Genomic DNA, 23,536 nt, shown 5'->3' with positions numbered 1-23,536 from the left:
ACTTTGATTGAGTTGAGTCATGCGCAGCATAGCCATCCACTTTTCTATGCGTGTGGTTCCCTCGACATTTGATGTCCCGAGCGACTGAGAGGCAAATCACTTGCCCCTCAGTTCTGACTCCCGGCTGATGCTTTCAATTTGGAGTGAAACCTACTTGGGAATATACGCAGCTACCGACTTGCGAATCTCTTCCCGCGCCTCATCCGCGCTCCCCCAACGCCCCATCTTCACCCACTTACCCGGCTCCAATGCTTTGTAGTTTTCAAAGAAGTGCTGGATCTGTGCGAGGAGTAGCGCAGGGAGGTCTGAGCACTCCTTTACGTCGTTGTACATCGAGCTGAGTTTTTCATGAGGCACAGCAATCACCTTGGCATCCGCTCCGGCTTCGTCAGTCATATACATCACACCCACCGGGCGACTGCGGATGACAACTCCAGGTGAGACGGGATAAGGGCAAACCACCAGGACGTCCAGAGGATCTCCGTCATCGCTCAACGTATTTGGAATGAACCCGTAGTTGGCCGGATAGAACATCGGTGTGCTTAGGAAGCGGTCAACGAAGATCTGTCCGCTCTGCTTGTCGACCTCGTACTTGATCGGCGAGTGGTTTGCAGGGATCTCAATAACTGTGAAGAAGTCATCGGGGATCGCGTTACCAGCAGGAATGTCCGCGTAGCTCATGTTCTTACCTCCGATGTTGTAGAAGTGGTTGCGTCGGACGGATCTATCCCAAGTGGGCTCATTTCTTTTGGCAAATCGACGATCCATTCACCTAACATCTTTCCCTGATAGCGACGGTTTTTTTGAGTAAAGAAAACGACCATAAAGCCTTTCATGTCTATCCCCTCAGCGAGTACCAATCACTTGGTATGAAAGAAGCCCGGCAGTGGTCATCGTCAACGAACCAACCACGTGCAACGAAATTGAGCCAAGCGCCCAGAGCAGTTTTCCTTCCTGAATCAAGGTGACTGTTTCGGCTGAAAATGTAGAAAAAGTGGTAAGACCACCACAAAATCCGGTGATGATCAGGAGGCGCCATTCAGAGCTGAGCGAAGGCGATGCAGCCAAGAAGGCGATGGTCAGCCCTATGAGATAACCCCCGACCATGTTCGCGACTACAGTCCCGGGAGGAATCGTAGGAAATAGAGCGTTCAGCTTTATACCCAAAAGCCAGCGTAACCAAGCACCAACTGAGGCGCCGATGGCAATGACGATCAATGATTTCAGCATGGCGAGCACTCCTTACCAAACCTGGAGGGCCAAGCATGCAGAGGGACAGCGCTGTAAGATGGGCGAATCACGAAAAGTAAGATCATATCCTGTCCTAAATTAGGGACAGGGAGGCACACCTACGCACCCTGTCCAGGGTTCACGTAGGCATCATCAGCACAAGGCGGTTAAAGGAGGAATGCAATCTCCTGATAAGATCCTATAGCATCCGCGCTACTGACATCAATAACCTCCTATACAGATCAAGATACCTTTGGCTGATGCTTGCTTTCAAAGTACACCGCTGAGCCACCATCCAAGCATTCCACTGCCCAAGACGACTACCCATGGGGGAACCCTCCAAAACATTAGGGCGACAAGGGCTATCAGCGCCAAACCGAAGTCTTGAGGTTTCAAAATTGCACTCGTCCAGACTGGGTTATATAAGGCCGCCAAGAGTAGCCCTACTACTCCCGCATTAATTCCTGCAAGGGCCGATTGGGTGCGAAAACTATGTCGTAGTTGCTCCCAGAATGGCAGCACGCCGATTACGAGTAGGAATGAAGGTGCGAAGATAGCGACCAGGCATACCGTAGCTCCGATCCAACCAGAGGGTTGGGCGTTCATGGACGCTCCGAGAAATGCTGCGAAGGTAAAGAGCGGGCCCGGTACGGCCTGTGCTAAGCCATACCCTGCAATGAATGTGTCGTCGGTTACCCATCCGTTGAATACGGTCGCAGACTGAAGTAACGGTAGTACAACATGCCCCCCTCCAAAAACTAATGACCCTGCTCGGAAAAAGGCATTCGTCATGGCTAGTGCTTCAGAGGGCCAAACCTGGATCAATAATGGTAGGCCTACCAATAAGCCAAAGAACACCACCAATGATACCAGACCTACTTTTCGGCTAACTGATATTGGAAGGGGCTCAGCTGTATGCTGTTGAGCGGGCTTGAAAAGCATCAGACCGATGACAGCACTGCAGATAATCACGGCGATCTGCCCCCAGGCATTTGGCCAGATGAGTGCTGCGCAAGCTGCAAACACAGCGATGGTTACCCTGGGCACATCAGTACAAATATTGCGCGCCATTCCCCAGACGGCTTGAGCAACAACAGCGACCGCGACGATCTTAAGTCCGTGCAAAAGACCGCTTGGGAATGCATTTCCCCACGCGGACATCCCTTGCGCAAACAAAACGAGGATTATTGCCGATGGCAGTGTAAACCCAGCCCACGCGGCAACTGCTCCAGAGAAACCAGCACGCGATAGCCCCAAACCTATGCCTACCTGGCTACTGGCAGGCCCTGGCAGAAACTGGCACAGGGCGACCAAATCGATATAACTGCGCTCACTGAGCCATTGGCGCCGAACAACAAACTCTTCGCGGAAGTAACCTAGGTGGGCAATTGGCCCTCCGAAGGAGATGAATCCCAAGCGCAAGAACACCAGAAAAACCGTCCACGGGGTATGGGCTGTAATCATCTTGGTACTACTTTCAGCTGACAAGATTCATGCTCCCAAAAATAGCTGCTGTACTGACCAATTAACACTGTGGCTACGCTCTACAATCCAATATGCCTGTTTTAGGAGGCGCTTACATCGATTTACACACACACCGACGACTTTGGGCAGAGGCAGGGCGATGGTTACCTTAGTCAGCAGGTCAATCCGCAAGAAGCCGTTGAAGTAGCCCGAGGCGTGACTGGACATTCAGTGGATTTAAAAGGCCTGCTTGGGCTGGGCCCGGTGTCCGATCTACATACCCAAATCTGCCTCAAGACGGGAACCCTTCGAATTGGTCGGCAATGTCCCGACGGGCATGATTTTCAGTATCTCGTTAGTGAGATACTCGGCGTGAGCGGAGTAAGTCGCGATTCGCCCTTGCTCAACCGACCTATAAGGCACAGCCGCGTCTGCAGCTGCTGGGTAAATCTCAGAATACTCAGCACATCATCCTAAATAACCCCTAGTTTCATAGACACATCCATGCCACAAAGATGTTGACCTCAATACTTCGCTTTTGACAGGGAGCGAATAAAATTAGAGTGTGAGCCCAGACTCCACAGTGCGCGTCTTCGTGATCGTTACTCATGGATCTTATACCTAAACGATTGGCGGAAAACTCCAAAGTTGGTGTATTGTTATGGGACTAACTACGTAGAGATTAAACATGTCCAAACTTGCTGAATTTCGCCAACTCGAAAAACACCTTGCCGAACAACTCGAGGCTCTCGAAACACTGAAAGGCGATGCTGGCCTCAAAAAGGAAATAGAGTTTGAGTCGAAGCTGCGCGCTCTGCTTGCTGAATACGGTTACAGCCTGTCTAACATCATCAACTTGTTGGATCCTCAGACTGGCCGCAGCACTCCAGTAGTGAAATCCAAAGCTGGCACTCGTAAGCCACGTCAGGTGAAGGTCTACAAAAATCCGTACACTGGCGAGGTTATCGAAACCAAAGGTGGGAATCACAAAGGTCTGAAGGAGTGGAAGGCAGAACACGGCCCAGATACCGTTGAGTCCTGGCTGACCAAGTGATTTTGGTTTGAGTACAAAAGGGCCCTTCGAGGGCCCTTTTTGTATGTTATTTGAGATAGGTGGTTGATCTTCTCGGCGGAGAATTCAAGCATCTCCAGAGGCTCTTGAGTAACTCCTATCTGACGCTGAAATCTGTGCGTTTCTGGCCATAGAAGCTTAGTGTTAGCCAACTCCCCCAGATTACGACCCATCCTGACCACCCCTGCTGAGTATCAAAACAATAACCTGATAAACAAAGACGGTTTTTCCCGTCGTATTTGCGACATCGACTTTAAAAAAAGCCCACCCCTGTTCATGGTTCCGTGCGTGAATGAGTGTTTGTATTACTTAAGCTGAGAGCTTGAGAATATCCCTAGGCACTACCGGAGCCACAAGCGTTTAATCGCACCGACGGGGCGAGTTGGCAAAGAGACCGGCAACACCTTTGCCGACACTAGTCAGTTCGACAGGATCACCCAGCGCATCAATGGTGACCAGAATGGGGTGGCCGATCGGCAGGCGCTGTATGCCCAGCGCTCAAGGTGTTGGCGTGATGGAGGATACGGTGCTGGGTCTGATCATCCTTGCCCTAATGGTGGGCAGCACGTGAACTGCATGGTCGTGGCAGGCCACGCTTACGATGAGCAATTGGTCGCCAAGGAAGCTGCCCACCAAACCAAGTTCACCCTTCTGGCCAATGCCAGCCCCACGCGGGTTCTGGCAGAGCAGGGCAAGCTCCTTACCCTGGAGCAATCGCTGGCAGCCAGTGACCGATCCTATTGCCGAACTCTGACCGATGCAAAAACCAAACAATCACGCCTGGGTGATCGCTTGCTACTGCCGACCTGCGGCTGTAAGTCCAACTCGACGGAGCTACGAATGGTTGTGACGCAGTGCAACCTACCACCGGTGCCGGCGGCATGGCTTATGGTGCCCTTAGAACCCAACTTGTTCCAGCGCATGCCCAACGAATTATCGGAGTCTACGGCGACGGCGATCAGGGACTAATCGCGTTGCAAGCCTGCCAAGGCTACGCGAGAGAAGTAGCTGGTAAGAAGTTAAAAGAGCTGAGGTTTTAGAAATTTTGTTCCCAAAGCTTGCTAGGATAGCTTGGCTAAAATCTCGTTTTACCATAGGAACAGCGGGGATAATGATAATTACACGTTTTATGACGTGAATCTCAAAAGGGGAATCTAATGGTTGGAAAGCCTACGGATGATAGTCCAAACACACCTTCTCAACCCAGTGAAGGCATTCCTGCTCCTACTGGAGCGGCCAATCTTATCGATACTGACTATGTCATTGGTCAAGACAACATCAAGGGAGAGTTTTCGTTCTCACTCGATATCCACGGTAAAGTTTTCATCATTTCAGCAGCCACCATTTTACTATTCGTGATTTTGACGCTGGCATTGCAGAATGAAGTAGAACCCCTTTTTAGCTCCATTCGAAACTGGCTAACCAGCCATCTAGCCTGGCTCTTCATGAGCATTGCGAACGTTTTTGTCTTGCTATGCATTGCACTTATTTTCTCTCCGCTGGGCAAGGTTCGTTTGGGCGGTAGAGATGCCAAACCAGACCATAGTTACGTCGGTTGGTTTTCAATGCTTTTTGCTGCGGGGATGGGCATTGGGTTGATGTTTTATGGGGTAGCCGAACCCATGTCGCATTACGCTGCTTCAATGGGAGGTGTGACAGTCGATGCGAGCGGTTTACGCACGGATTGGGCGCCCCTAGGAGGTGCCGAAGGTGATATGAAGGCATCTGCTGACTTGGCGATGGCGGCTACAATCTTTCACTGGGGACTCCATCCTTGGGCTATATACGCGATTGTGGCGCTGTCTTTAGCGTTGTTTTCTTATAACAAAGGCTTGCCGCTTTCAATACGCTCAATTTTTTATCCACTATTGGGTGAGCGTGTCTGGGGATGGCCGGGACATATCATCGATATACTAGCGGTATTTGCCACGCTATTTGGTTTGGCGACCTCTTTAGGGATTGGCGCAGAACAGGCTGCTGCAGGGATTGAATATCTCTTCGGTATTCAATCGACGAATCTGAGCAAGGTTGTACTGATCGTTGGGATCACCATAATCGCTCTTTGGTCAGTCCTTTCCGGCTTGGACAAGGGCGTCAAAATGCTTTCCCAGATCAATATGGGACTTGCGCTGCTCTTGTTGGTGTTCGTCATCATTGTGGGGCCGACCCTGGCTATTTTCACTGGATTCTTTAAAAATCTGGTGACTTATGTTGAATATTTGCCTGCGCTCTCAAACCCATTTGGACGTACTGATATCGAGTTCACTCAAGGCTGGACTGCCTTCTACTGGGCTTGGTGGATCAGTTGGTCGCCATTTGTAGGCATGTTTATCGCTCGCGTCAGTCGTGGTCGAACTGTCAGAGAGTTTCTGATCTCTGTTCTACTTGTGCCTTCAGTAGTTTCTGTATTATGGATGACTACGTTTGGCGGTACGGCAATTGACCAAGTGACCACTCAAAGCCTTATGGGAGTCAAGGACGCGGTCTTAGAGCTGAAGTTGTTCGCCATGCTGGGAGAGCTCCCCCTCAAGGAGATCAGCTCATTCCTAGGTATTATTCTGGTCATAGTGTTCTTTATTACTTCCTCTGACTCCGGCTCATTGGTGATCGATACCATCACAGCTGGAGGCAAGGTTGACGCGCCTGTTCCTCAACGGGTGTTCTGGGCGGTAATCGAAGGCGTGATTGCGATTGCACTGCTATTGGGGGGCGGTCTGGTGGCACTGCAGGCAATGGCAGTATCCACGGGGTTGCCTTTCGCAATAGTTCTAATGATAGGGTGTATCTCTCTAGTGAAAGGACTAATGTCTGAGCCTCGCTAGTCAGTATGAGCTAGGCTATAGGTAAGATTGACCTCAAGCTTCAAGGTGTAACATATCTATCTGCTTGCACCTTGAAGCTATTAACTTGGTTCAATTCCATAACTCACCGACAGGTGTGAGTGGCGAGTAGTGAGTTGCTATCTGCGCCTGCAACAACTCGGCAGTCGCGAGAGCATCGGTTAATGCATGATGTGCGTGATAAGCCGGCAGGTTTAACCTAGAGCGGCTGTCTGCCAGCCGTATGGACTGTTGCTTGCGTCCAATCAGTCGGCCGAACCAGCTAATTTTTTGCCTATGGAAGTGTGCCTCTAACTGCATCGTATCGATGACTGGAAACTTAAGGCCTTCACCTAAATACCTACGCACTGCCTGATCCAAGAAGGCGCGCTCAATATTCCGGTAATGGACGACAATCACTCTGCCCGCCATGGCTTCAAGCAAAGGATCAAGCACCTGCGCAAACACAGGGGCATCTAAAATTTCGGCATGGGTTATGTGATGAAAGGTCACTGACTTTTCATTCAGTTCGGACGATGGTTTTATCACCCAGTAGAGTGAATTCCCGCAACAAATACGATTCAGCGTGAACGGCATAACACCAATACTCACGATGCTGTGGGACTGTGAGTCAAGGCCGGTAGTCTCTACGTCCATGGCCAGCAGTTGAACGCTCTCAATGGGTGCCAGCGCTGAAACCGCGCCAGCTTGATAGAACTTTCGTAATAGAGGATTAACCGAAATCTTCGCCAATGTCTCGAACTCGGCAGACCAGTCCAGCACTCTATTTTTAGGCTGCTTTTTTAGGTTTTTCATCGCTAAAAGCGGCCCTTTGAAGGATATCGGAATCGCAAGAAATTTTGGCCATTGCTCAACACCTGAAACGCTTCTTTGAGGTTATGTCGTTCACTGCTAGAAAAGCGCTCGGGCTCAATGTAGTTATTGAGTGATGCCCCCTGTTCAAGTGCGTCCGCCTGGTGTCGAATACGCACCATCGACAGGAACTCTAGTGCGTACCGAAGTTGCTTTAATGCTTCTGGAGGAATGACTTTACTTCGGGCTATAGCATCCATGCGATCAAATGAGTTCTGAGCGGTACTGCCACATGCTAGCGCATGAATCCGGATAAGGTCGGTCAGCGGTGCCGTGCCACGCCCTTTAAGGTTGATGATCCTTTTTTGCTGTCCGTCAGTCTCAACGACAAAAGTACGAAAGAATCCTAATGGCGGCGTTCGATTAAGGGCAATACGAGCCATTGCGCTTAGAAATACAGGGTGTGTACTTGCTTTTCGAGCGCACAGGTCTTTAAGCTCTTGTACCAACTCAAGCTTGCCAAAAACCCCATCCAGATCGAAAAAAATACAGCTATTAAGCAACGTAGTTGGATTAGGTTTTTCGATCCACTGATCGAAGTAACTTCGCCATACCTTCAAAGGCTGTCGCCACTGCTCGTTGGTCGCCATGACCCCGCCCTTGCAGTAGCTGTAACCGCACGCGGCCAGTCCATCGCTAACAAACGTTGCCAGGGCTCGGAAGTAAGAGTCGTGTTGGATCGGATCGAAGCTGTCGTCGAGTACTAACGCGTTGTCCTGGTCAGTCACTAACAACTGCTCATCACGCGCCATTGATCCCAAAACCATAAAGCAGTAAGGCACTGGAGACGGGCCTAACTTTTTCTCGGCCAGCTCAAGCAAACGCTGGGTAAAGGCACGGCCAATACCTGAAATCGCGCTTCCGATCATGTGCGCAGTAGCCCCGTCACGCACCATGCGGATATAGGTTCCTCGCAGGTCACGCAAAAGTGATCTCAGGCCTTCAACTGAGGTCTGGTTAGAGATTCTGTTAACCAAGTACAAACTGCTATGCGATTCGTACCTGATGATATCCGACAGGTTTATAAGGCCAATTGGATTACCATCGTGCACAACCGGCAAGTGATGAATATTGCGGCGCAACATCACAAGCATGGCTTCAAACACTGAATCATCGGAGCCAATTACAACCGGATCGACTGTCATAATGTCGCTGGCACGAGTTTCGTCAGCGTTTAGGCCCACTGCAACAAATCGCGTGCGAAGGTCTCTATCTGTGACGATCCCTTCTATTTCAGCCGTCTTTAAACCTGCCGGAGACATGACTAGAACGCAGGATACACTTTGCTCAGTCATGATTTTTGCAGCTCCGCCGACAGAGATATCTGACGTGACCCACACCAAGGGACGTGAGATGAGGGCGCGACATTTGAGCTGAATAAGCTCACTAGCACGCCCCTGAGCTTCAACAGCAGTTTTGAGTCTCGAGTTTCCCTCTGCTTCAACGAAGTCAGCGAAAGCATCATGTTGCGCACAAAGGTCAGCGAAAACGTCGGCAGGGATGTAATAGATCAGGCTATCTTCCAACGCTCGGGCGGGAAAGCGTACCTTGTTGCTACGTAACAGACCTGCCTGACCGAATAGGTCACCTTCGACGAGACGGTCATAGAGCTCACCATTACGCCGATAAATCTCCACCGCACCACTACGAACATAATGCAGATCCTGAATGGTCGCACCGGCTTCAAGAATGTCACTGCCGGCTTTGAAATAACTCACTTCAATTCGCCGAGCGATGGCGTCTACCGACTCCTTTGGCAGGGCATCAAAAGGAGCGAAACGATAGAGGTGGTCGCTAATCTCCTGTAACTCAATCTGCATGAAACCTCGTGATGCTGGAAAAATAAAAGTCGCGAGCGCCATAGTTGGCGAATGGGAATAGTCTTTCTGTATCGGCCACCACATCACATCCGGTGACTCGGATCAAGCTTCGTGGCTGACTTACGTTATGCGTTGTAACCACTTTGAGTAACTGCGTACGGTAATTTTTGCGATACCCAGAGGATCAATATTAATCGCCCCGGGTTTCTGAGGTGTTCAGCAATCACTATTCGCCTAGAGGTGGCCCTCCTGAAATGCGGCAACCAGCCAAAAGCGGACTAATCGAGCCTTGCCTCATCTTGTGTCCTTTTGAGACTTCGATATCTCTAGGAGAGCCGGGGCGGATTCAGGGGCTGAAATCCTATACGGGTCTCGACAGGGTCTTTGATCGCCTTTAAGGGGAGCTCAGAATCTCAGGTGACACCTTTGAAATCCATGTCTTTTACCAGCACTTATATGCAGGAGATGCAAAATGAGCATTGATTGGATCAACTTCACGCCTTGGACTTCATTAGCTGGAGGCGCCTTGATAGGGCTGGCTGCTAGCTTGTTTGTTCTCGCGAATGGACGCATCGCCGGCATCAGTGGACTGCTTGGAAGCGTGCTGCGATTCGATAGTGAGGGTTGGAGTGAGAAGGTGTTATTTCTTCTTGGTCTACTGATTTCTCCGTTGTTGTGGGGAGCGTTTACCGTAATGCCAGAGATCGAGATTAAGGCAGGGTGGCCGACGCTGATCATTGCGGGCTTGCTTGTCGGAGTGGGTACTCGTTACGGATCTGGTTGTACAAGCGGCCATGGCGTTTGCGGGATCTCTCGACTCTCAGCACGATCCATCACGGCAACGATGTGCTTTATGTTTGCTGGCTTTGCAACGGTGTACGTCACCCGTCATGTGGTGGGAGCATGAAAATGATCAAGTTGACCGCCTTTTTTGCAGGACTGATCTTCGGCCTTGGTCTTCTCCTGGCAGGCATGGCGAATCCCGCCAAAGTATTAGCTTTTCTTGATTTGGCCGGGGCCTGGGATCCATCACTCGCACTGGTGATGGGTGGGGCCATCGCGGTGGCGATTATTCCCTTGAATTGGGCGCGCAAAAACAAACAATCCTTGTTGGGTGCCCCGATGCAGTTTCAAATGAAAAGGGAGTTGGATTCCCGCTTGATTGGCGGCAGCCTGTTGTTCGGTATAGGTTGGGGTCTTGCGGGGATATGCCCTGGGCCAGCGTTAACAATTCTGCTTACAGGGCACGGCCAAATCATCATATTCGTATTGGCCATGTTGGCCGGAATGTACTTGTTTAACCTATTAGAACGTAGCGCACGACCCGATTAGGCTGAAACCGTGGAGACGAGTACAGCACAGTCAGACTCTCAAACCTGCTGACCAGATCGATAACACGTATTTCCGGCCAATGAATATTTGATGTCCGGGCTGAACGATTCACAAGTCTTCATTTTCGCTGAGCGATTCTTGCTGGCCTGGAACCGAATAAAACTTTCGCTGATGGCGTTTAGATTTTGATTGAACGATCCGGACTATGCTGCAAATTCCAATACCCAACTCGACCCTCGCGCAGAATCTGACAGCCAAAGCTGACCGATTGAAAAACCAAACAAGCACGCCTTCGTGACCGCTTTGCTGCTGATCTGCGGCTGTCAGCCCCACTCGATGTCACCGCCACAACTGCGGCGTGGTTTATTACGCCCATAGAGCCCAACTTGACCGAGCTCATGCTAGACGAATCGTCGGCGACCATGGGCTGATCGCCCTGAAAACCTACCCAGGAAGTATCGGCAAGTAAAAAAAGGAGTGATCGAATCAACATGTTTTGGAGGTGCTGTCTTTAGATTTTGAACCAGTTAGTTGATCAAACCAAACAAAGCGCTATAAGGAGCTTGCCCCTTTAGTCTCAGTCTGTAGTTCGGGTTTTTGTACTATGATTACTCTAGGCGAAAGGGTGGAGGTTGCGGTAAGTCTATTGTGCTGCTCTGTTTTTAAGGTCTAGTCAGCTACTTTGATTAGCTGATGTTCAGGAGTCTAAGTATGTTGAATTATGTCACTAATCTGAATAGTTATCTTAATGGCTATTGGTCAGTAATGGAGGTTCAGATTGTACCAGCATCGTGCTACCAAAACGAAAGCGGGCTTAGCAGCCATCGCGTTTCTATTGATCACGCTCGTGCCTATGTGGGGCACGCTCCATGCTTGGCTTGATCAAGAGAACGTTTTGGTAGAAAAAGCTGCGGGTAGTGATGCTATGAATCTTGCCGTTGCATTCGATGTGCACGTTCAAAGCGTGGTTCGTTTTGTAGATACTTTAACTCAAGATTTGCGTGAGCATGCTGTTAAAGATCGAAATGATTTTGGGCGCATAGTTAAAGAGGAGCTTGTACTTTATGGGAATATGGTTGCTCAAGTTGCGCTGATTTCTCCGGAGGGGATGCTAGTTTATTCGTCGCTAGCCCCAGCCTTTGGCGCGGTAGATCTGAGTGGTCGCGATCATTTTCGCGCCCATCGTGATAATCCTTCAAAAGATAAGTTATTTATTAGTAAGCCCGTGTTTGGTAGGGTTTCTGGTATTTGGTCTATACAGTTCACTCGGCCAGTAATTGAAGGTGATAAGTTCTTAGGGGTCGTGGTAGTGTCAATCCCTATGTCTTTCTTTTCGGATTTTTATAAAAAAATTAATGTTGGGGCTAATGGTTTGATTGCTCTTGTAGGTATGGATCGTGTTCCTCGTGCAGTGGCATCAAAGGATAGTGGCGCTATTAATTTTGGCGAGTTATTGCTTTTGAAAAGTGCGCCATATTTTGTTAAGGAAGCGTTGCCTGAAGGGCTGTATAGAGGAGTTAGTGCATTCGATGGGTCTGAGAGCTTGACCGCATACCGTCGTTTAGAAGACGCCGGCTTGGTTGTTCTTGTTCAGCTTTCACCTGAAGATTATTTGATGTCATCTGGTAAGCGTCATAGAGTGCTAATTTTTTGTGCAAGTGCTGTCACGATATTGCTACTGTCTTTTGCTTTGTTGATATATGCCACCGTGTGGCAGCATTTGAAGGATGCAAAAGCCCTCAAGCAGGCTCACAAAACTCTTCGGGAACTTGTAAATGTTGATATTTTAACTGGCGCACTGAGCAGGAGCCATTTTTTAGAAGTCCTTGAGAAGGAGTTCAGGGATTCAGAATCCTGCGGTACGAAGTTAAGCTTGATATTGATTGATATTGATTATTTCAAGCAAGTAAATGATACGTATGGGCATCCGATTGGAGATATTGTTCTGAAACAGGTCGTTGCTGTGTGTTGCGCCGAACTTCGAGCACATGATAGTTTTGGTCGGCTAGGGGGGGAGGAGTTTGGTGTGATCCTCCCATGTACGGATGGGGCAAGCGCCCTCGGTATTGCAGAGAAGTTACGGCTGGCGATTGAAAGCTCAAAGATTTCAACAAGTAAAGGTCTAGTTCGGGTGACTGTTAGCATGGGTGTAGCATTCGCGCTGCCCTCGGGAGATACCCCGAGTAAGTTAGTTGTTAGAGCGGATGATGCGCTTTACTGTGCAAAACAAGCTGGTCGTAATAGGGTCTGTTCTGCTCGTGGTAATGATGACGCTTCGCAAGTTACGACAATGTCGACAAATGACTCTTAGTGTTTGGCGGCAAGTTTAAGCGGGCTGAATAAAGTAAGCGTGGCTTTTATTTTTCAAGGTAAGTCACAGCCTGCGCGAAGCGGCTATTTATTGGAGCTGTTTTACACCCTGGTCGTGTTGACGCGATGGAGGACTCATAGAGTTTGGTGGCAGCTTGTTCGTTGTTGCCAATGGGTCGCATTCCGAGCGCAGACGGATTACTAGGTGCAAAATACCCTATGGAAATACTCATTAAGCTTTTCATATTAGCTGCCGATACCCTTGACACAGGGCAAGGGATCTATCTAAATGAGAAACAATCAACCGGTCACGCAGCGCGAGATTGCCTTGGGAGCGCAACAAAAACTTATTTCTACAACTGATGCACGAGGTGTCATTACGTATTGCAATGATGCTTTTGTCGAGATCAGCGGTTTCAATAAGTCAGATCTAATAGGCGCGCCCCAAAATATCGTCCGACATCCCGATGTCCCCTCTGCCATATTTGCTCATATGTGGGGCGCTCTCAAACAGGGCCAGCCTTGGATGGGTATCGTAAAGAACCGAACTAGCAGTGGCGACCATTACTGGGTGAATGCTTATGTCACTCCGATTTTCGAGGGCAGCCAGGTAATTGGTTATGAATCGGTCAGAATTAAGCCTACGACCGATCAAATTCGACGCGCAGAGAACCTTTACAATCGCCTAAACCTAGGCAAGTCGGCTATTCCCTGCAGTGACAAATGGCAACCTGTCCTCATGGACTGGCTACCACTTTTGGCTATGGGGCTAGTGGGCTCCTTAGGGGGAGTATTTTTCAGTGCTTCTCTGGCATTAACCTTGGCGGTATTAATATCTGCTCTCTTCGGGCTGATTGTTTCGCGTCAGAAAAATCAAGGGGCGCTGCATCTGTTGAAAATGGCTGACCCCACTACCTCGGATCAGTTAATTGCACAGATGTATAGCGATGAGCGCGGCCCACAGGCGCGGCTTGAAACCGCATTTGTGAGCCAGACATCGAGGCTCAAGACTTGCCTTACTCGTTTGCAAGACACCGCAGAGCAGCTCACTGGTCTGGCTGAAAGATCGGATAACCTTGCCTCAGATAGCTCGCGCGGACTTGAACGTCAGCGAGTCGAGACTGAGCAAGTGTCAGCTGCAGTTAGTCAGATGGCTGCGACCACGCAGGAGGTCGCAACCCACGTTCAGAGAACCGCTAGCGCTACTCAAGAAGCCAATGAGCTAACAGGACGGGGCCGTGATGTAGCTCGAGATACCCGAGAGGCCATCCAACGCCTCTCGATCGTTGTCGGAGAGACTGGCCAAGCGGTTGCACAGTTAGCTAAAGACAGCAATGAAATCGGAACGGTTGTCGATGTCATTAAAGGTATTGCCGATCAAACCAACTTGCTTGCTTTGAATGCCGCGATCGAAGCTGCACGTGCTGGAGATATGGGCCGAGGCTTCGCTGTGGTTGCAGACGAGGTGCGTCAGTTGGCGCAACGCACCACTCAGTCAACTATTCAAATTCATAGCCTGATCTCCAAGCTGCAAACCTCGTCAATTTGTGCTGTTAAAACCATGGAGAATGGACATCGCCAAGCTGAAGAAGGAGTCGCCTGGGTACTAGAAGCTGACAAGGCATTGGTTGGAATTAGTGAAGCGGTAGCTCACATTACTGATATGACCACCCAGATCGCCGCAGCGACTGAAGAGCAAACTGCCGTTGCAGAGGAGATTAGTCGCAACATTACGACCATCGCAAATCTTGCAGATCAAACATCTGAACAAGCAAGAAGCTCGGCAGAGCTCAGCAAAGAATTAACTCAAACAGCGACGACCCAGTACTCATTGGTCGAACGATTCAACCGGTAACAAACGAACCTTCTCTACAAAAGCCCGCTCTGTGCGGGCTCTCAATTGCGCTCTTAGCTTGGCTCTGATCTCAAGGTTTTGCGAGAGCAAATCCAAGGTTTAGAGGGGCTTGTTGATAGCGGTGCCAATCAGCTAACCCTCTCCCATGCTGAGCGCAAAGTGTCCCGGTTTCTGTCAGAAGCCTTCGCCCAGTTACCGATGTGACTCGTGCTTACACGTGGTAAATACCGCGAGCTGACTGGCAGGTTACAGCGCAAGGAAGCATGCAAGTGACCGATAACTGTCTTTGGCCAGCGACAGCTCTGGGTCGAGGCTGACTGCCGGTGGGCAACCGCTATACTGAATCGCCCCGGATTCTCTAGACACCTTGCAAGCTCATTGCGTAACGCTTTTCAAACTCTACCGGTGACAGCTGATTGTTGAAATCATGGCGGCGTTTTACGTTGTAGAACATCTCGATGTAATCGAACACATCACTACGAGCATCTTCCCGCACGGTATATATTTTTCGTTTGACCCGCTCCCGTTTCAGAAGTTGGAAAAAGCTCTCGGCCACGGCGTTATCATGGCAGTTGCCTCGGCGACTCATACTGGCAACCAGATTGTTCGCTTTCAAAAAGCTGCGCCAATCGGAGCTGCTGTACTGGCTGCCTTGGTCGGAATGAACCATCACCTCTTGCTTCGGTTTACGCCTCCAAACCGCCATCAATAACGCATCAATGGCCAAATCACTGGTCATTTGCGACTTCATTGACCAGCCAACGACCTGACGAGAAAACAGATCTAGCACCACCGCCAAATACAACCAGCCTTCATACGTACGAATGTAGGTGATGTCGGTGACCCAAACCTTGTTGGGTTCCACGACATCGAACTGGCGCTTCAGCAAATTGGGTGAGGCGACCGCTGGCTTACCGCCGTACTTTCCGGGGCGGCGTCTATAACCTGTCTGAGAACGGAGACCTTCAATACGCATCAGCCTCGCCACACGATGACGACCACAATCCTCACCGTCCTCGCGCAGATCGTCATGGATTTTACGATAGCCATAAACGCCTCCGCTCTCCAACCATGAATGCTTGATCAAACCCTGCAGTCGCTGGTCGTCTTTAGCGCGTGCAGATTGCGGCTCAGACAACCAGGCGTAATAACCGCTGGGATGGACTTTCAGCGTCAGGCATAGCCGTCGAATGGAATAGTCGCCGACTCGCTGCTTGATAAAGGCGTACTTCAACCGCACTCCTTGGCAAAGTACGCGGCGGCCTTTTATAATATGTCTCGCTCTTCAGTGACGCGCTTGAGTTCCGCTCGCAGACGACTCAGTTCAGCGTGCTGATCGTCTCCTGCTGCCGTTCGTCTTGAGGTTTGCTGTAGCGCTTTATGCTGACATAGAGGCTATGCGTCGACACGCCGAGACGCGCCGCTACATCAGCGACAGGCAGCTTCTTTTCGGTCACTTGATTGACTGCTTGGATTTTGAATTCCTCGGGGTAACGCGGGTTGCTCATGGCACCTCCTAATTGGCCTCAGTTTAAGGCAAAGAGGTGTCCACGAAACCCGGGGCGATTCAGTCGCAGTGGATTAAGGAGCGTCGATACGCGAGGCCGCATGCAATTCTGGAAGGTTTTTAAACTGCGCAGGGCTTGGGATAAAGTTCGTTGGCGTTAAGCAGACCTGGGAGTAGGGGCGATGGCGTCCAAAAACTCAGGCTACCATCGCCCTTACAATCGTGACTGGATAGATGCTTGCCAAGCACTCGCAGCATTAGACTGATTCCCATTTCAAAGCTTTTTAAGACACGGCGATCAGTGGTGGGGCCGCTTCTTCTGCCACTGCTAACGCAACATCAGCATCGAGTTCCAGCTTTGCCCGCTCCAGCAGTTCAACTGGTAGCTCTTTCTGCACGGACACGCCCAACTCCTTGAATTCAGACGCTTGCTTTATCAAGTTCCCTCTTCCTGTGTAAAGCTGTCCCAACGCCTTTTCGTAAGTATCCTTAGCTTTATCAAGCTGGTTGCCTACAGCCAGCATGCTCGTCAGGAAACCATGAAGCTTCTGGTAGAAGCGCTGGGCTCTACTGGCTAGTTCTGCGGTGTGTTTGTTGCGATCTTCAAAACTCCACAGCTGCTTAACGATTTTCAGGCTGGTCAACAATGTAGTCGGAGTAGCTACCAGTACATTTCGCTCAATGGCCCGCTGGAAAAGCGATTCATCATGGCGTAGCGCTTCAACGTACGCGGACTCAATCGGGATAAACATGATCACCACCTCCGGCGAATTCAGTCCTGCGAGGCGGTAATAATTCCGGTCGGCTAGCTCATTGATGCGGTCACTCACGGCTGCGGTGTGGGCCGCCAAAGCTTGGGCCCTTATTAGGTCATCCTGGGCATTGATAAAATCGGTGTAAGCGACCAACGATGTCTTGGCATCGATGATCATGTGCTTGTTCTGTGGCAGATAAACGATGGCGTCCGGACGCTGACGGCCGTCTTCCGTGTTGAAGCTCACCTCGCGTTTGTAGTCAGTGCCTAAGCGCAAGCCGGAGTTGTCGAGAACGTTCTCCAACATCAACTCACCCCAGTTGCCTTGGACTTTCTTCTGGCCACGCAGGGCCGTAGTTAGCTTTTCCGCCTGGTCGGTGATGTCTTTGTTCAGAATCTGGAGGTTCTTCAACTCGGTACGCAGTTCAACCCTTTGTTCGGCGTCCTTGGTATGGATGTCCTCGATGCGCGAGCGAAAACCTTTCATCTCGGTCTGTAGTGGGGCAATTAGATTGTTTATGCTTTCTTGGTTGAGCTCCTTGAAAGCCTTCCCCTTGCGCTCCAGCACATCGTTGGCCAAGCGTTCGAACTCTTTGGTAAGGCTTTCCCGGTTTTCGTTCAACTGTTTGAATTGCGCGTCGAAACTCAATTGTTTTTCCTGCAACGAAGTATTGAGTTGTACGTGAGCGTTTTCCAAAGCAGCGTAGTTTTCCTGCGCAATTTTGAGATCGGCTTTTGTGGTTTCCCACCACCCTTTATAGGTGCTCAGCTCATTTTGCTTCTCTAATAATTGGGTCTGAGCCTGCGCGTGCAATTCGCGCGTCTCTCCGAGCTGGGTTGCAGTCTGTTTGATCTGGGTTTCGAGCGTTGATAGCTGAGTTTCCAATTTCGCGCGCTGTTGATCGCGCTCAGCCAATCGTTCAGTGAATGTGGCGGCGTTACTGGTTATCTGCTCTTGTAGTTTTGCAGCGGTTTCCTGCGCCTTCGAGTTGCTCTCACGAGCTACCTGTTCTGATTGTCGGGCGCGTTTGAGTTCGGTTTTATGGTCAATGATTTCCGCATCGAGCTTGGCTAATTGGTCTTTGTTGTTGTCCCGATCCGTTTCCATACGTCCATAGGCGATATCTAGGGCGGCTTTTTGCTCCAACAGCTGAGCGAGCTTTGTCTCTTGAGTTGCTAACTCAGCTTTGGCCTGCTCTAAAGTGGAACGAGTGACCTCAACTTCCGTGAGCATCTTTTGCTGGTTGCGTTGAGCGCGCCAGCTGGCAAGTACCCATGCGACGATGAACGCAGCTAAGGGGAATGCGACCAACATCCATTTTTCTTCCACGTTGAATCTCCTGCGTCTAGATTGTTTCCAAAGCATTCGTTCCCGCCGACGTCGATAACGCTTCACTTTCGCTCACCCACATCTTGCGCCGTGCCCATTACAAGGGACTGATGTCAAAACGCCCATGACAGCAGGCGTCGAGATAGAAAAGGCTAACAATCATGTGTGCAGTGCCGAGCATAGACCACGTTTCGTGATGATAGCCAAACGCCCATAGACGCAATGCACGGTAGGCTGACCCGCTCGAAAACTGCGAAGTCAAAAAACTCGCTTTTTTTACTGTCGACATGCACAAGATTTGGCAGATGGTATTTGCTCAAGGTGCCACTAAAAATTGTCGTCCGCTCTGAAGGGGTTCGGCTGGAAAGACAACTTGGTTCGTAGCGCCACGGAATGAAATATCGTATGGGATTCAACGAGGATGCTCATGTCGGGCGATTGAGCTGGAGCCATGGTCGGGGTTGCAGATCAGAAAAATATATCGTGAAAATTGCCATGAGGGCTTTTCTCAAAACTTGCTCACTCACGCGAGCAGGGCGCGTGAAGTGGTATGTCAGACAATATGCGCGCTCAAGATTGCGGCAGATCGGCCGACAACATGCTAAGAAATCCCCTTAGATCTTATTTTTTAAACTGCTTGCTCGGAGCGGGCGGCCGAATTGAAGGTGCACATATGTTGTTACTGGAGTTTCTTGCAGCCAAACGTTATTCGGGCGCCGACCGTATTTACGTCGCCCCGCAAATTCCACTCAAGCTGCTGAATAATGCACTGGACTCGTATGGCCTAAATGAAGACCCAGCTAGCATCAGGGTTCTGATCGACGACACGGTGTTTGGTAGCGGAAAAGAAGGCGCGTTGATAGCAGAGGACTTCTTTGGCTTCAAAGAAGTGTTTGCCGACATGGAGCCTTTCGAGTTCAAGGATGTGGGAAAGCTGGAAGCAAAAGGCGCCAAAATCCACCTTAACGGCGAAGCCGTCACGAGCATGTCCGTGGTGGACAAAAAAAACCTCCAGCACTTTTTTTCTTTGTTGAGTGAGTGGCGGGAAGTGGTTCGTACTGGCGGCGCGGTCGCCCAAGTGGTGCTCGGCGGCCCAGCCGAGCTTTCCGATGTGCATGTGCAGCAGGTGGTGGAGCGCATGGTCACTGCAGCGCAGCGCCTGGCGCCCGAGCGGGTGTTCGTGAAACCCAACATTCCGCCGAAAAAACTTCAAGGTGCGCTCGAGTCCTACGGCGGATCACTGATCGCTGATGATGTGCTGATACTGATCGATGACACGCTGTTCGGCGGCGCAAAGGAAGGGCTTCTGTTTGGTCGCGAAACCTTCGCCCTGAAAGTACTGATGGATTCGCCCCGGCTGTTCTTCTGGCGCCACGCTGAAACTATTAATTTTATCAAGCGCGACCTGTATATCAATGGCCGCAAGATCGGCACGCTAACTCAGGCTGGCGAAAAGGAGCTCGGGCCGTTTTTTTCCGCGATCAATGCGGCGTTGAAAGCTTCGCGCGCTGGCGAAGTGATCAGATCTTCGGTCGAAATGCCAGCGCCGGTGGAGCCCGTTCACACTGCCAACGATGAAGTGGAATCGCTTACGTTCATTGAACCTGATGTTTTGCTTCAGCAAGCACCAGTGCGCACGGTGACTGCGCAGACGGAAAAAATCACGCCGGAAAAAGCAGCTGCGCCTGTTAAAAATGGCACCAAGGACAAACTCCTTGGCTATGTCGGCGGAGCCATTGAGCAGAACAAATCGAAAATTATCCCTTATTTGAAGGAGAAGACCGGCGAAGCGTCGCTGGCGGCTTTGCGGAACGATGAAAATATCGAAAAGATAGCTGGCATTCTGTACGCCTTCTTGCCCGGTTTTGTGCGACTGGCGCTTAAGGAGCATGTGTTCGTCAAATTCGTGCTGGAAAATCGCGACAAGATCCTCGACAAGTTGCTGCAAGAACAACTCCAGCCCCAGCCAAATTTGGCGGCGGCAGCATCGGTGGCCATGCTTGGTTTCGACAATCAGCTTGATAATTTGCTGGGCGATGACACCATACCACTGGTGGCCGATGGAGCCGCCGCCATCGCCAAAATGCGCGGCATCTCGCAAGCCCTGCAAGCCGAACTCACCGACGCCGACGACGTATTGTTGTTCAGTCTGCCGATTCAATGCCTCGATGCTGTACTGACCAAGGCACATAAATTATCGGGCGAGCCCCAAGCCGATGTGGAATCGCACATCTTTTTTGCGCTTTCGTTCATGTACGGTTTCTCGTACCACAAGATCCCGGAACAATTACGCCACGACAATGTGTTTGAAGCGTACTTCACGGGTTTTTTGATGATTTGCGAAAAGTACCTGGAACTGCCAGGTGCCGTGGTGGACGTCGAAAACGAATCGGTGCCTATGGCCTACGGCTTGGCCAAAGTCGTTTCCAAACAAGACCTGAACATGATGGTGCGGAAAATGCTGACCGAAGCAGAGGCGGTGCAACAACCAGGTGAATTTCAGGTCGACGATATTATGTCGCTGCTGCGTGAAGCGAACACCTTTGCCACCGGATGGATCACCGCGCTTACCCAGCAGATGGTGGCAGACGAACAAGCGTTTCAGCGTAAATGGGGCGATCTGTTGACCTGACCTGTAGTCAAAAACTGTGGTAGACGAGCTTGCTAGCAATGAGGTCAGCAGGTCTAGGATCTGGCAACAGAGGTTTGACACTTCGCCGGCAAGCCTGCTTTCATAGCTCAAGTCCCAGTCTTTCAACGACTACTCCATAAGCTCTCGCTGCACATCCAAGTATCGTACACACAGTCGGCATCATCGGATGCAGGTACGCCTACCGCCTGGTGAGGGGTAAGCAGCCGACCTGCTGATAGTTCTTGTGGGGGCCCATACGTAAAAGTACTTTTCTGACACTATGGGCCTGAAGTAGGGACTATTGCGCGCCTAGAGCGTCGGTGAGCCATGGTGAGTTCAATTGTGATGAACTAGCGCCCACAAAAAACGTTGGTAGCTTTCTAGTTTGCTCTTGCTTCAGTCATTCTAGGATTTGGACGATTCCCGAAGATTTTGGTTCGTCCGAATTTTGTATGCGATGAAGGCCGTCACTCCGTAACTAAACCAGTAAACGGGCGCTGCCGCCAAGCTGGATAGGAACAATAAAGCAGTGCAGACGATGAGCATGATGATGTAGAGGTTCAACAGCCGACGATCGTCTCTTTTTCGGATGTGATTGAGACCAATGCAGACCCCTATCATGTAGAAAGTAGTAACGAAACTCCAAATCCTGAAGGTTACCGAAATTGCCCTATCACCTCTGCCATGATCCTGTTGAAAGAAAATCGGGCCAAGCAACCAGAAGATGCTTACCGACAGTGCAACTGTCCCCAGAAGCCCCCATCCGAAATAGGTTTTCGCAAAACTGTATTGTCCTTTGCAAAGGCGGCTTTGAATCGCCACTAGTTTCATAGTAAGTATCTCAGTGACTTTCAACTGAGTCGTCTTGTACAGGCAAGTCTTCGAAAATACACCGTAGCCATTACAGCTTTTATCAGTGATGCGGTGATCATAGAAGACAGGTGCCTTGGCGTATTCTTCGATCACCTCCAGGAAGACGAGGAGTATCGAATAGCCAATGGCGGAATCATTTGTACGACGAAAATTCAAAGGGCATGGAAAGAAGGGCGTTTCTGGCTTTTGGAAACGGGGGAGGGAAATTACATCGTTGGTAGCTTCAAGCGTGGGGGCGGGCGACTTAGCTTTCTTAAATTGCTTCGGTCGTGTGATCGTCTCGAATCAGAAGATTGAATGCTTGATCTCTGGCGTAGTGGAGGTATGACTGCATGGCAGTTGATGAGCGCTGGATGGCTAATACGGTTTTGATCAGCAGCGCTCCGAATTAGACGTGCGGAGCGCTCCAAATTGCCGCTATCCGGTGAAACTCATTTATCCATCGGATGGATTCATAGCTCGCCTTGGTTTAATAGCCAAAATCGTTCAGCAGTTTATGCAAATACTCACGCCTCCGTTGGACAATGCTCAAAATTAGGTAATCACGGTCGGTATCTCTCGTCGACAGATGCCCAGCGTCTACAAGGCCATGGATGTAGCCTTCAGCTCTGCCTCTAGCTTCGAGCAACGTCTCTGTTACAGCTGAGGAATTTGAGAGTTGGGGGAGGTCTATGCCGTGGGCGGCATCTATATACTCATAATTCATTCAACTAGCCTAGCTGGCCCAGAAAAAAGAGGAATGACGCGCGGTTCGCCTGCCAAGGTACCACCCATTGGGTTGACCAATACCTATGCTATGCGAGATAAGTCATTATTAAAGTTCAACCAAATTCTTGAGTAGGAGTAAATGTGGAGTTTTTATTCAATAGCCGGGGGCAGCACATCGCAAATTTCGTTAACGGTCAATTACATTCGCCGCGAGGGCCGAACATTGGCCACTTTTTAGAATCTCAGAATATCTTTATCGACATGCACGGGCGATATCTCGGTGAAAAAATCATGAAAAACCGGTTAATGTTTAATAGGGTAAGCATGCACAGAGGTGTTAATTACGGAAACTACGGCAATTATGGCAACGCGGGCAACTACGGAAACCCTGGGAACTACGGGAATATTGGATCAATCGCAGGCTATCAGGACATACCTACGCCTTGGCTCTAGCTTGGGACAGGTAGGAAACCAAGAGACCAATCACGTAAGGTTCGAGCCGTTGAACGCCGCGCACTCAGCGTTTGTGTCAGCTCTGTTAGACAACAACCATATCGAGCAGCAAATTCGTCCCTGGGCTCTTGGAAGAAAAAACTGGCTCTTCGCAGGGTCGTTACGCAATGGCAAACGGGCTGCTGCGCTGATGAGCTTGATGCAGTCGGCCAAGCTCAACGGACATGATCCGTATGCCTACTTGAAGGACGTTCTCACTCGCCTGCCGACGCAGCGGGCAAGTGAGATCCAGGAACTGGCCTCGCTGGCAACCGGCTTAGATACGCAAGACGTGATGCCCGGACGCTTACCACGAACCTCCCTGACCCCGTAATCCAGATTCGAAATTTTGGACTCTACGCTGGCTACGGCGTGACGGGCCGATAGCCAGCCAATCGCCGAATCAAAGGGGCATGTCACCCAGGAAGGATAACTAGGCCCCCGATAATAAATCGCCGACAAAGC

The 23,536-nt window shown here is 50.4% G+C and carries 15 protein-coding genes, 2 pseudogenes and 1 riboswitch; of the genes and pseudogenes, 9 read left to right on the top strand and 8 right to left on the bottom strand.

The features are described from left to right. Window positions 1–150 precede the first annotated feature (150 nt). The 3 genes from ppa to chrA form a co-directional block, all read right to left on the bottom strand. Window positions 151–681 (bottom strand): inorganic diphosphatase, encoded by a 531-nt coding sequence (gene ppa, locus V6L81_RS15140; protein WP_095019787.1) that lies wholly within the window; start codon window positions 679–681, stop codon window positions 151–153. A gap of 165 nt (window positions 682–846) precedes the next feature. Then, window positions 847–1,230 carry a fluoride efflux transporter CrcB gene (crcB, locus tag V6L81_RS15130; protein ID WP_130871450.1) on the bottom strand — a complete coding sequence of 128 codons (384 nt, stop codon included), beginning with the start codon at window positions 1,228–1,230 and terminating at the stop codon, window positions 847–849. Between the two features lie 137 nt (window positions 1,231–1,367). Continuing rightward, window positions 1,368–1,428: riboswitch (Fluoride riboswitch) on the bottom strand. Between the two features lie 72 nt (window positions 1,429–1,500). After that, complete coding sequence (chrA, locus tag V6L81_RS15125) at window positions 1,501–2,694, bottom strand: chromate efflux transporter (protein ID WP_130871789.1); 1,194 nt, start codon at window positions 2,692–2,694, stop codon at window positions 1,501–1,503. A gap of 688 nt (window positions 2,695–3,382) precedes the next feature. On the opposite strand from chrA, the gene V6L81_RS15120 reads away from it, so the two are divergent. The 3 genes from V6L81_RS15120 to V6L81_RS15105 all read left to right on the top strand — a co-directional run bounded on the left by V6L81_RS15120 (window position 3,383) and on the right by V6L81_RS15105 (window position 6,588). Next, a complete protein-coding gene (locus V6L81_RS15120; protein ID WP_130871451.1) occupies window positions 3,383–3,748 on the top strand; it encodes a histone-like nucleoid-structuring protein, MvaT/MvaU family in 366 nt (121 codons plus the stop codon). Window positions 3,749–4,333: 585 nt separating this feature from the next. Next, the gene (locus tag V6L81_RS15110; RefSeq protein WP_232527585.1) at window positions 4,334–4,735 is read left to right on the top strand and encodes a hypothetical protein; all 402 of its coding nucleotides are present in this window, start codon (window positions 4,334–4,336) and stop codon (window positions 4,733–4,735) included. A gap of 188 nt (window positions 4,736–4,923) precedes the next feature. Further along, complete coding sequence (locus V6L81_RS15105; protein WP_095023404.1) at window positions 4,924–6,588, top strand: BCCT family transporter; 1,665 nt, start codon at window positions 4,924–4,926, stop codon at window positions 6,586–6,588. A 90-nt stretch (window positions 6,589–6,678) separates the two neighbouring features. On the opposite strand, the gene V6L81_RS15100 is transcribed toward V6L81_RS15105, so the two are convergent. After that, on the bottom strand, window positions 6,679–7,401 hold the full coding sequence (locus V6L81_RS15100; RefSeq protein WP_095019783.1) for a 3'-5' exonuclease: 723 nt from the start codon (window positions 7,399–7,401) through the stop codon (window positions 6,679–6,681). 2 nt (window positions 7,402–7,403) lie between these two features. Then, entirely contained in the window at window positions 7,404–9,278 is a 1,875-nt protein-coding gene (locus tag V6L81_RS15095) for a DUF294 nucleotidyltransferase-like domain-containing protein (protein ID WP_130871452.1), read from the bottom strand. 472 nt (window positions 9,279–9,750) lie between these two features. Between V6L81_RS15095 and V6L81_RS15090 the strand changes: the two genes are divergently transcribed. From V6L81_RS15090 to V6L81_RS15070, 4 genes are all read left to right on the top strand, one after another. Then, complete coding sequence (locus V6L81_RS15090) at window positions 9,751–10,185, top strand: YeeE/YedE family protein (RefSeq protein WP_198821531.1); 435 nt, start codon at window positions 9,751–9,753, stop codon at window positions 10,183–10,185. Window positions 10,186–10,187: 2 nt separating this feature from the next. Beyond that, entirely contained in the window at window positions 10,188–10,610 is a 423-nt protein-coding gene (locus tag V6L81_RS15085; RefSeq protein ID WP_130871454.1) for a DUF6691 family protein, read from the top strand. A 778-nt stretch (window positions 10,611–11,388) separates the two neighbouring features. Then, the gene (locus V6L81_RS15075) at window positions 11,389–12,921 is read left to right on the top strand and encodes a diguanylate cyclase (protein WP_338660108.1); all 1,533 of its coding nucleotides are present in this window, start codon (window positions 11,389–11,391) and stop codon (window positions 12,919–12,921) included. 288 nt (window positions 12,922–13,209) lie between these two features. Beyond that, the gene (locus tag V6L81_RS15070; RefSeq protein ID WP_130871456.1) at window positions 13,210–14,775 is read left to right on the top strand and encodes a PAS domain-containing methyl-accepting chemotaxis protein; all 1,566 of its coding nucleotides are present in this window, start codon (window positions 13,210–13,212) and stop codon (window positions 14,773–14,775) included. 358 nt (window positions 14,776–15,133) lie between these two features. On the opposite strand, the pseudogene V6L81_RS15065 reads toward V6L81_RS15070, so the two are convergent. Beyond that, window positions 15,134–16,283, bottom strand: a pseudogene (locus V6L81_RS15065) (IS3 family transposase). Between the two features lie 283 nt (window positions 16,284–16,566). Further along, a complete protein-coding gene (gene rmuC / locus V6L81_RS15060; protein WP_198821529.1) occupies window positions 16,567–18,366 on the bottom strand; it encodes a DNA recombination protein RmuC in 1,800 nt (599 codons plus the stop codon). 673 nt (window positions 18,367–19,039) lie between these two features. Between rmuC and V6L81_RS15055 the strand changes: the two genes are divergently transcribed. After that, window positions 19,040–20,998: a hypothetical protein gene (locus V6L81_RS15055; RefSeq protein WP_338660107.1), complete on the top strand. Its 1,959-nt coding sequence runs from the start codon at window positions 19,040–19,042 to the stop codon at window positions 20,996–20,998. Window positions 20,999–21,403: 405 nt separating this feature from the next. Here the strand turns inward: V6L81_RS15055 and V6L81_RS15050 are convergent, their stop codons facing one another. Then, on the bottom strand, window positions 21,404–21,964 hold the full coding sequence (locus V6L81_RS15050; RefSeq protein ID WP_338661104.1) for a hypothetical protein: 561 nt from the start codon (window positions 21,962–21,964) through the stop codon (window positions 21,404–21,406). Window positions 21,965–23,117: 1,153 nt separating this feature from the next. Here V6L81_RS15050 and V6L81_RS15045 point away from each other — a divergent pair. Beyond that, window positions 23,118–23,352: pseudogene (locus tag V6L81_RS15045) on the top strand (transposase domain-containing protein); the annotation flags it as partial. Window positions 23,353–23,536: the final 184 nt, after the last annotated feature.

It is taken from the genome of Pseudomonas bubulae, from assembly GCF_037023725.1.
Classification (GTDB): domain Bacteria; phylum Pseudomonadota; class Gammaproteobacteria; order Pseudomonadales; family Pseudomonadaceae; genus Aquipseudomonas; species Aquipseudomonas bubulae.
Note: the sequence above shows the minus strand (reverse complement) of the source record. Positions and strands in the feature narration are given on the sequence as shown.

Excerpts from the sequence above, each read along its gene's own strand:
- ppa (WP_095019787.1), bottom strand. The coding sequence starts at position 681 with ATGAGCTACGCGGACATTCCTGCTGGTAACGCGATCCCCGATGACTTC.
- crcB (WP_130871450.1), bottom strand. The coding sequence starts at position 1,230 with ATGCTGAAATCATTGATCGTCATTGCCATCGGCGCCTCAGTTGGTGCT.
- chrA (WP_130871789.1), bottom strand. The coding sequence starts at position 2,694 with ATGATTACAGCCCATACCCCGTGGACGGTTTTTCTGGTGTTCTTGCGC.
- V6L81_RS15120 (WP_130871451.1), top strand. The coding sequence starts at position 3,383 with ATGTCCAAACTTGCTGAATTTCGCCAACTCGAAAAACACCTTGCCGAA.
- V6L81_RS15105 (WP_095023404.1), top strand. The coding sequence starts at position 4,924 with ATGGTTGGAAAGCCTACGGATGATAGTCCAAACACACCTTCTCAACCC.
- V6L81_RS15100 (WP_095019783.1), bottom strand. The coding sequence starts at position 7,401 with ATGAAAAACCTAAAAAAGCAGCCTAAAAATAGAGTGCTGGACTGGTCT.
- V6L81_RS15095 (WP_130871452.1), bottom strand. The coding sequence starts at position 9,278 with ATGCAGATTGAGTTACAGGAGATTAGCGACCACCTCTATCGTTTCGCT.
- V6L81_RS15090 (WP_198821531.1), top strand. The coding sequence starts at position 9,751 with ATGAGCATTGATTGGATCAACTTCACGCCTTGGACTTCATTAGCTGGA.
- V6L81_RS15085 (WP_130871454.1), top strand. The coding sequence starts at position 10,188 with ATGATCAAGTTGACCGCCTTTTTTGCAGGACTGATCTTCGGCCTTGGT.
- V6L81_RS15070 (WP_130871456.1), top strand. The coding sequence starts at position 13,210 with ATGAGAAACAATCAACCGGTCACGCAGCGCGAGATTGCCTTGGGAGCG.
- V6L81_RS15055 (WP_338660107.1), top strand. The coding sequence starts at position 19,040 with ATGTTGTTACTGGAGTTTCTTGCAGCCAAACGTTATTCGGGCGCCGAC.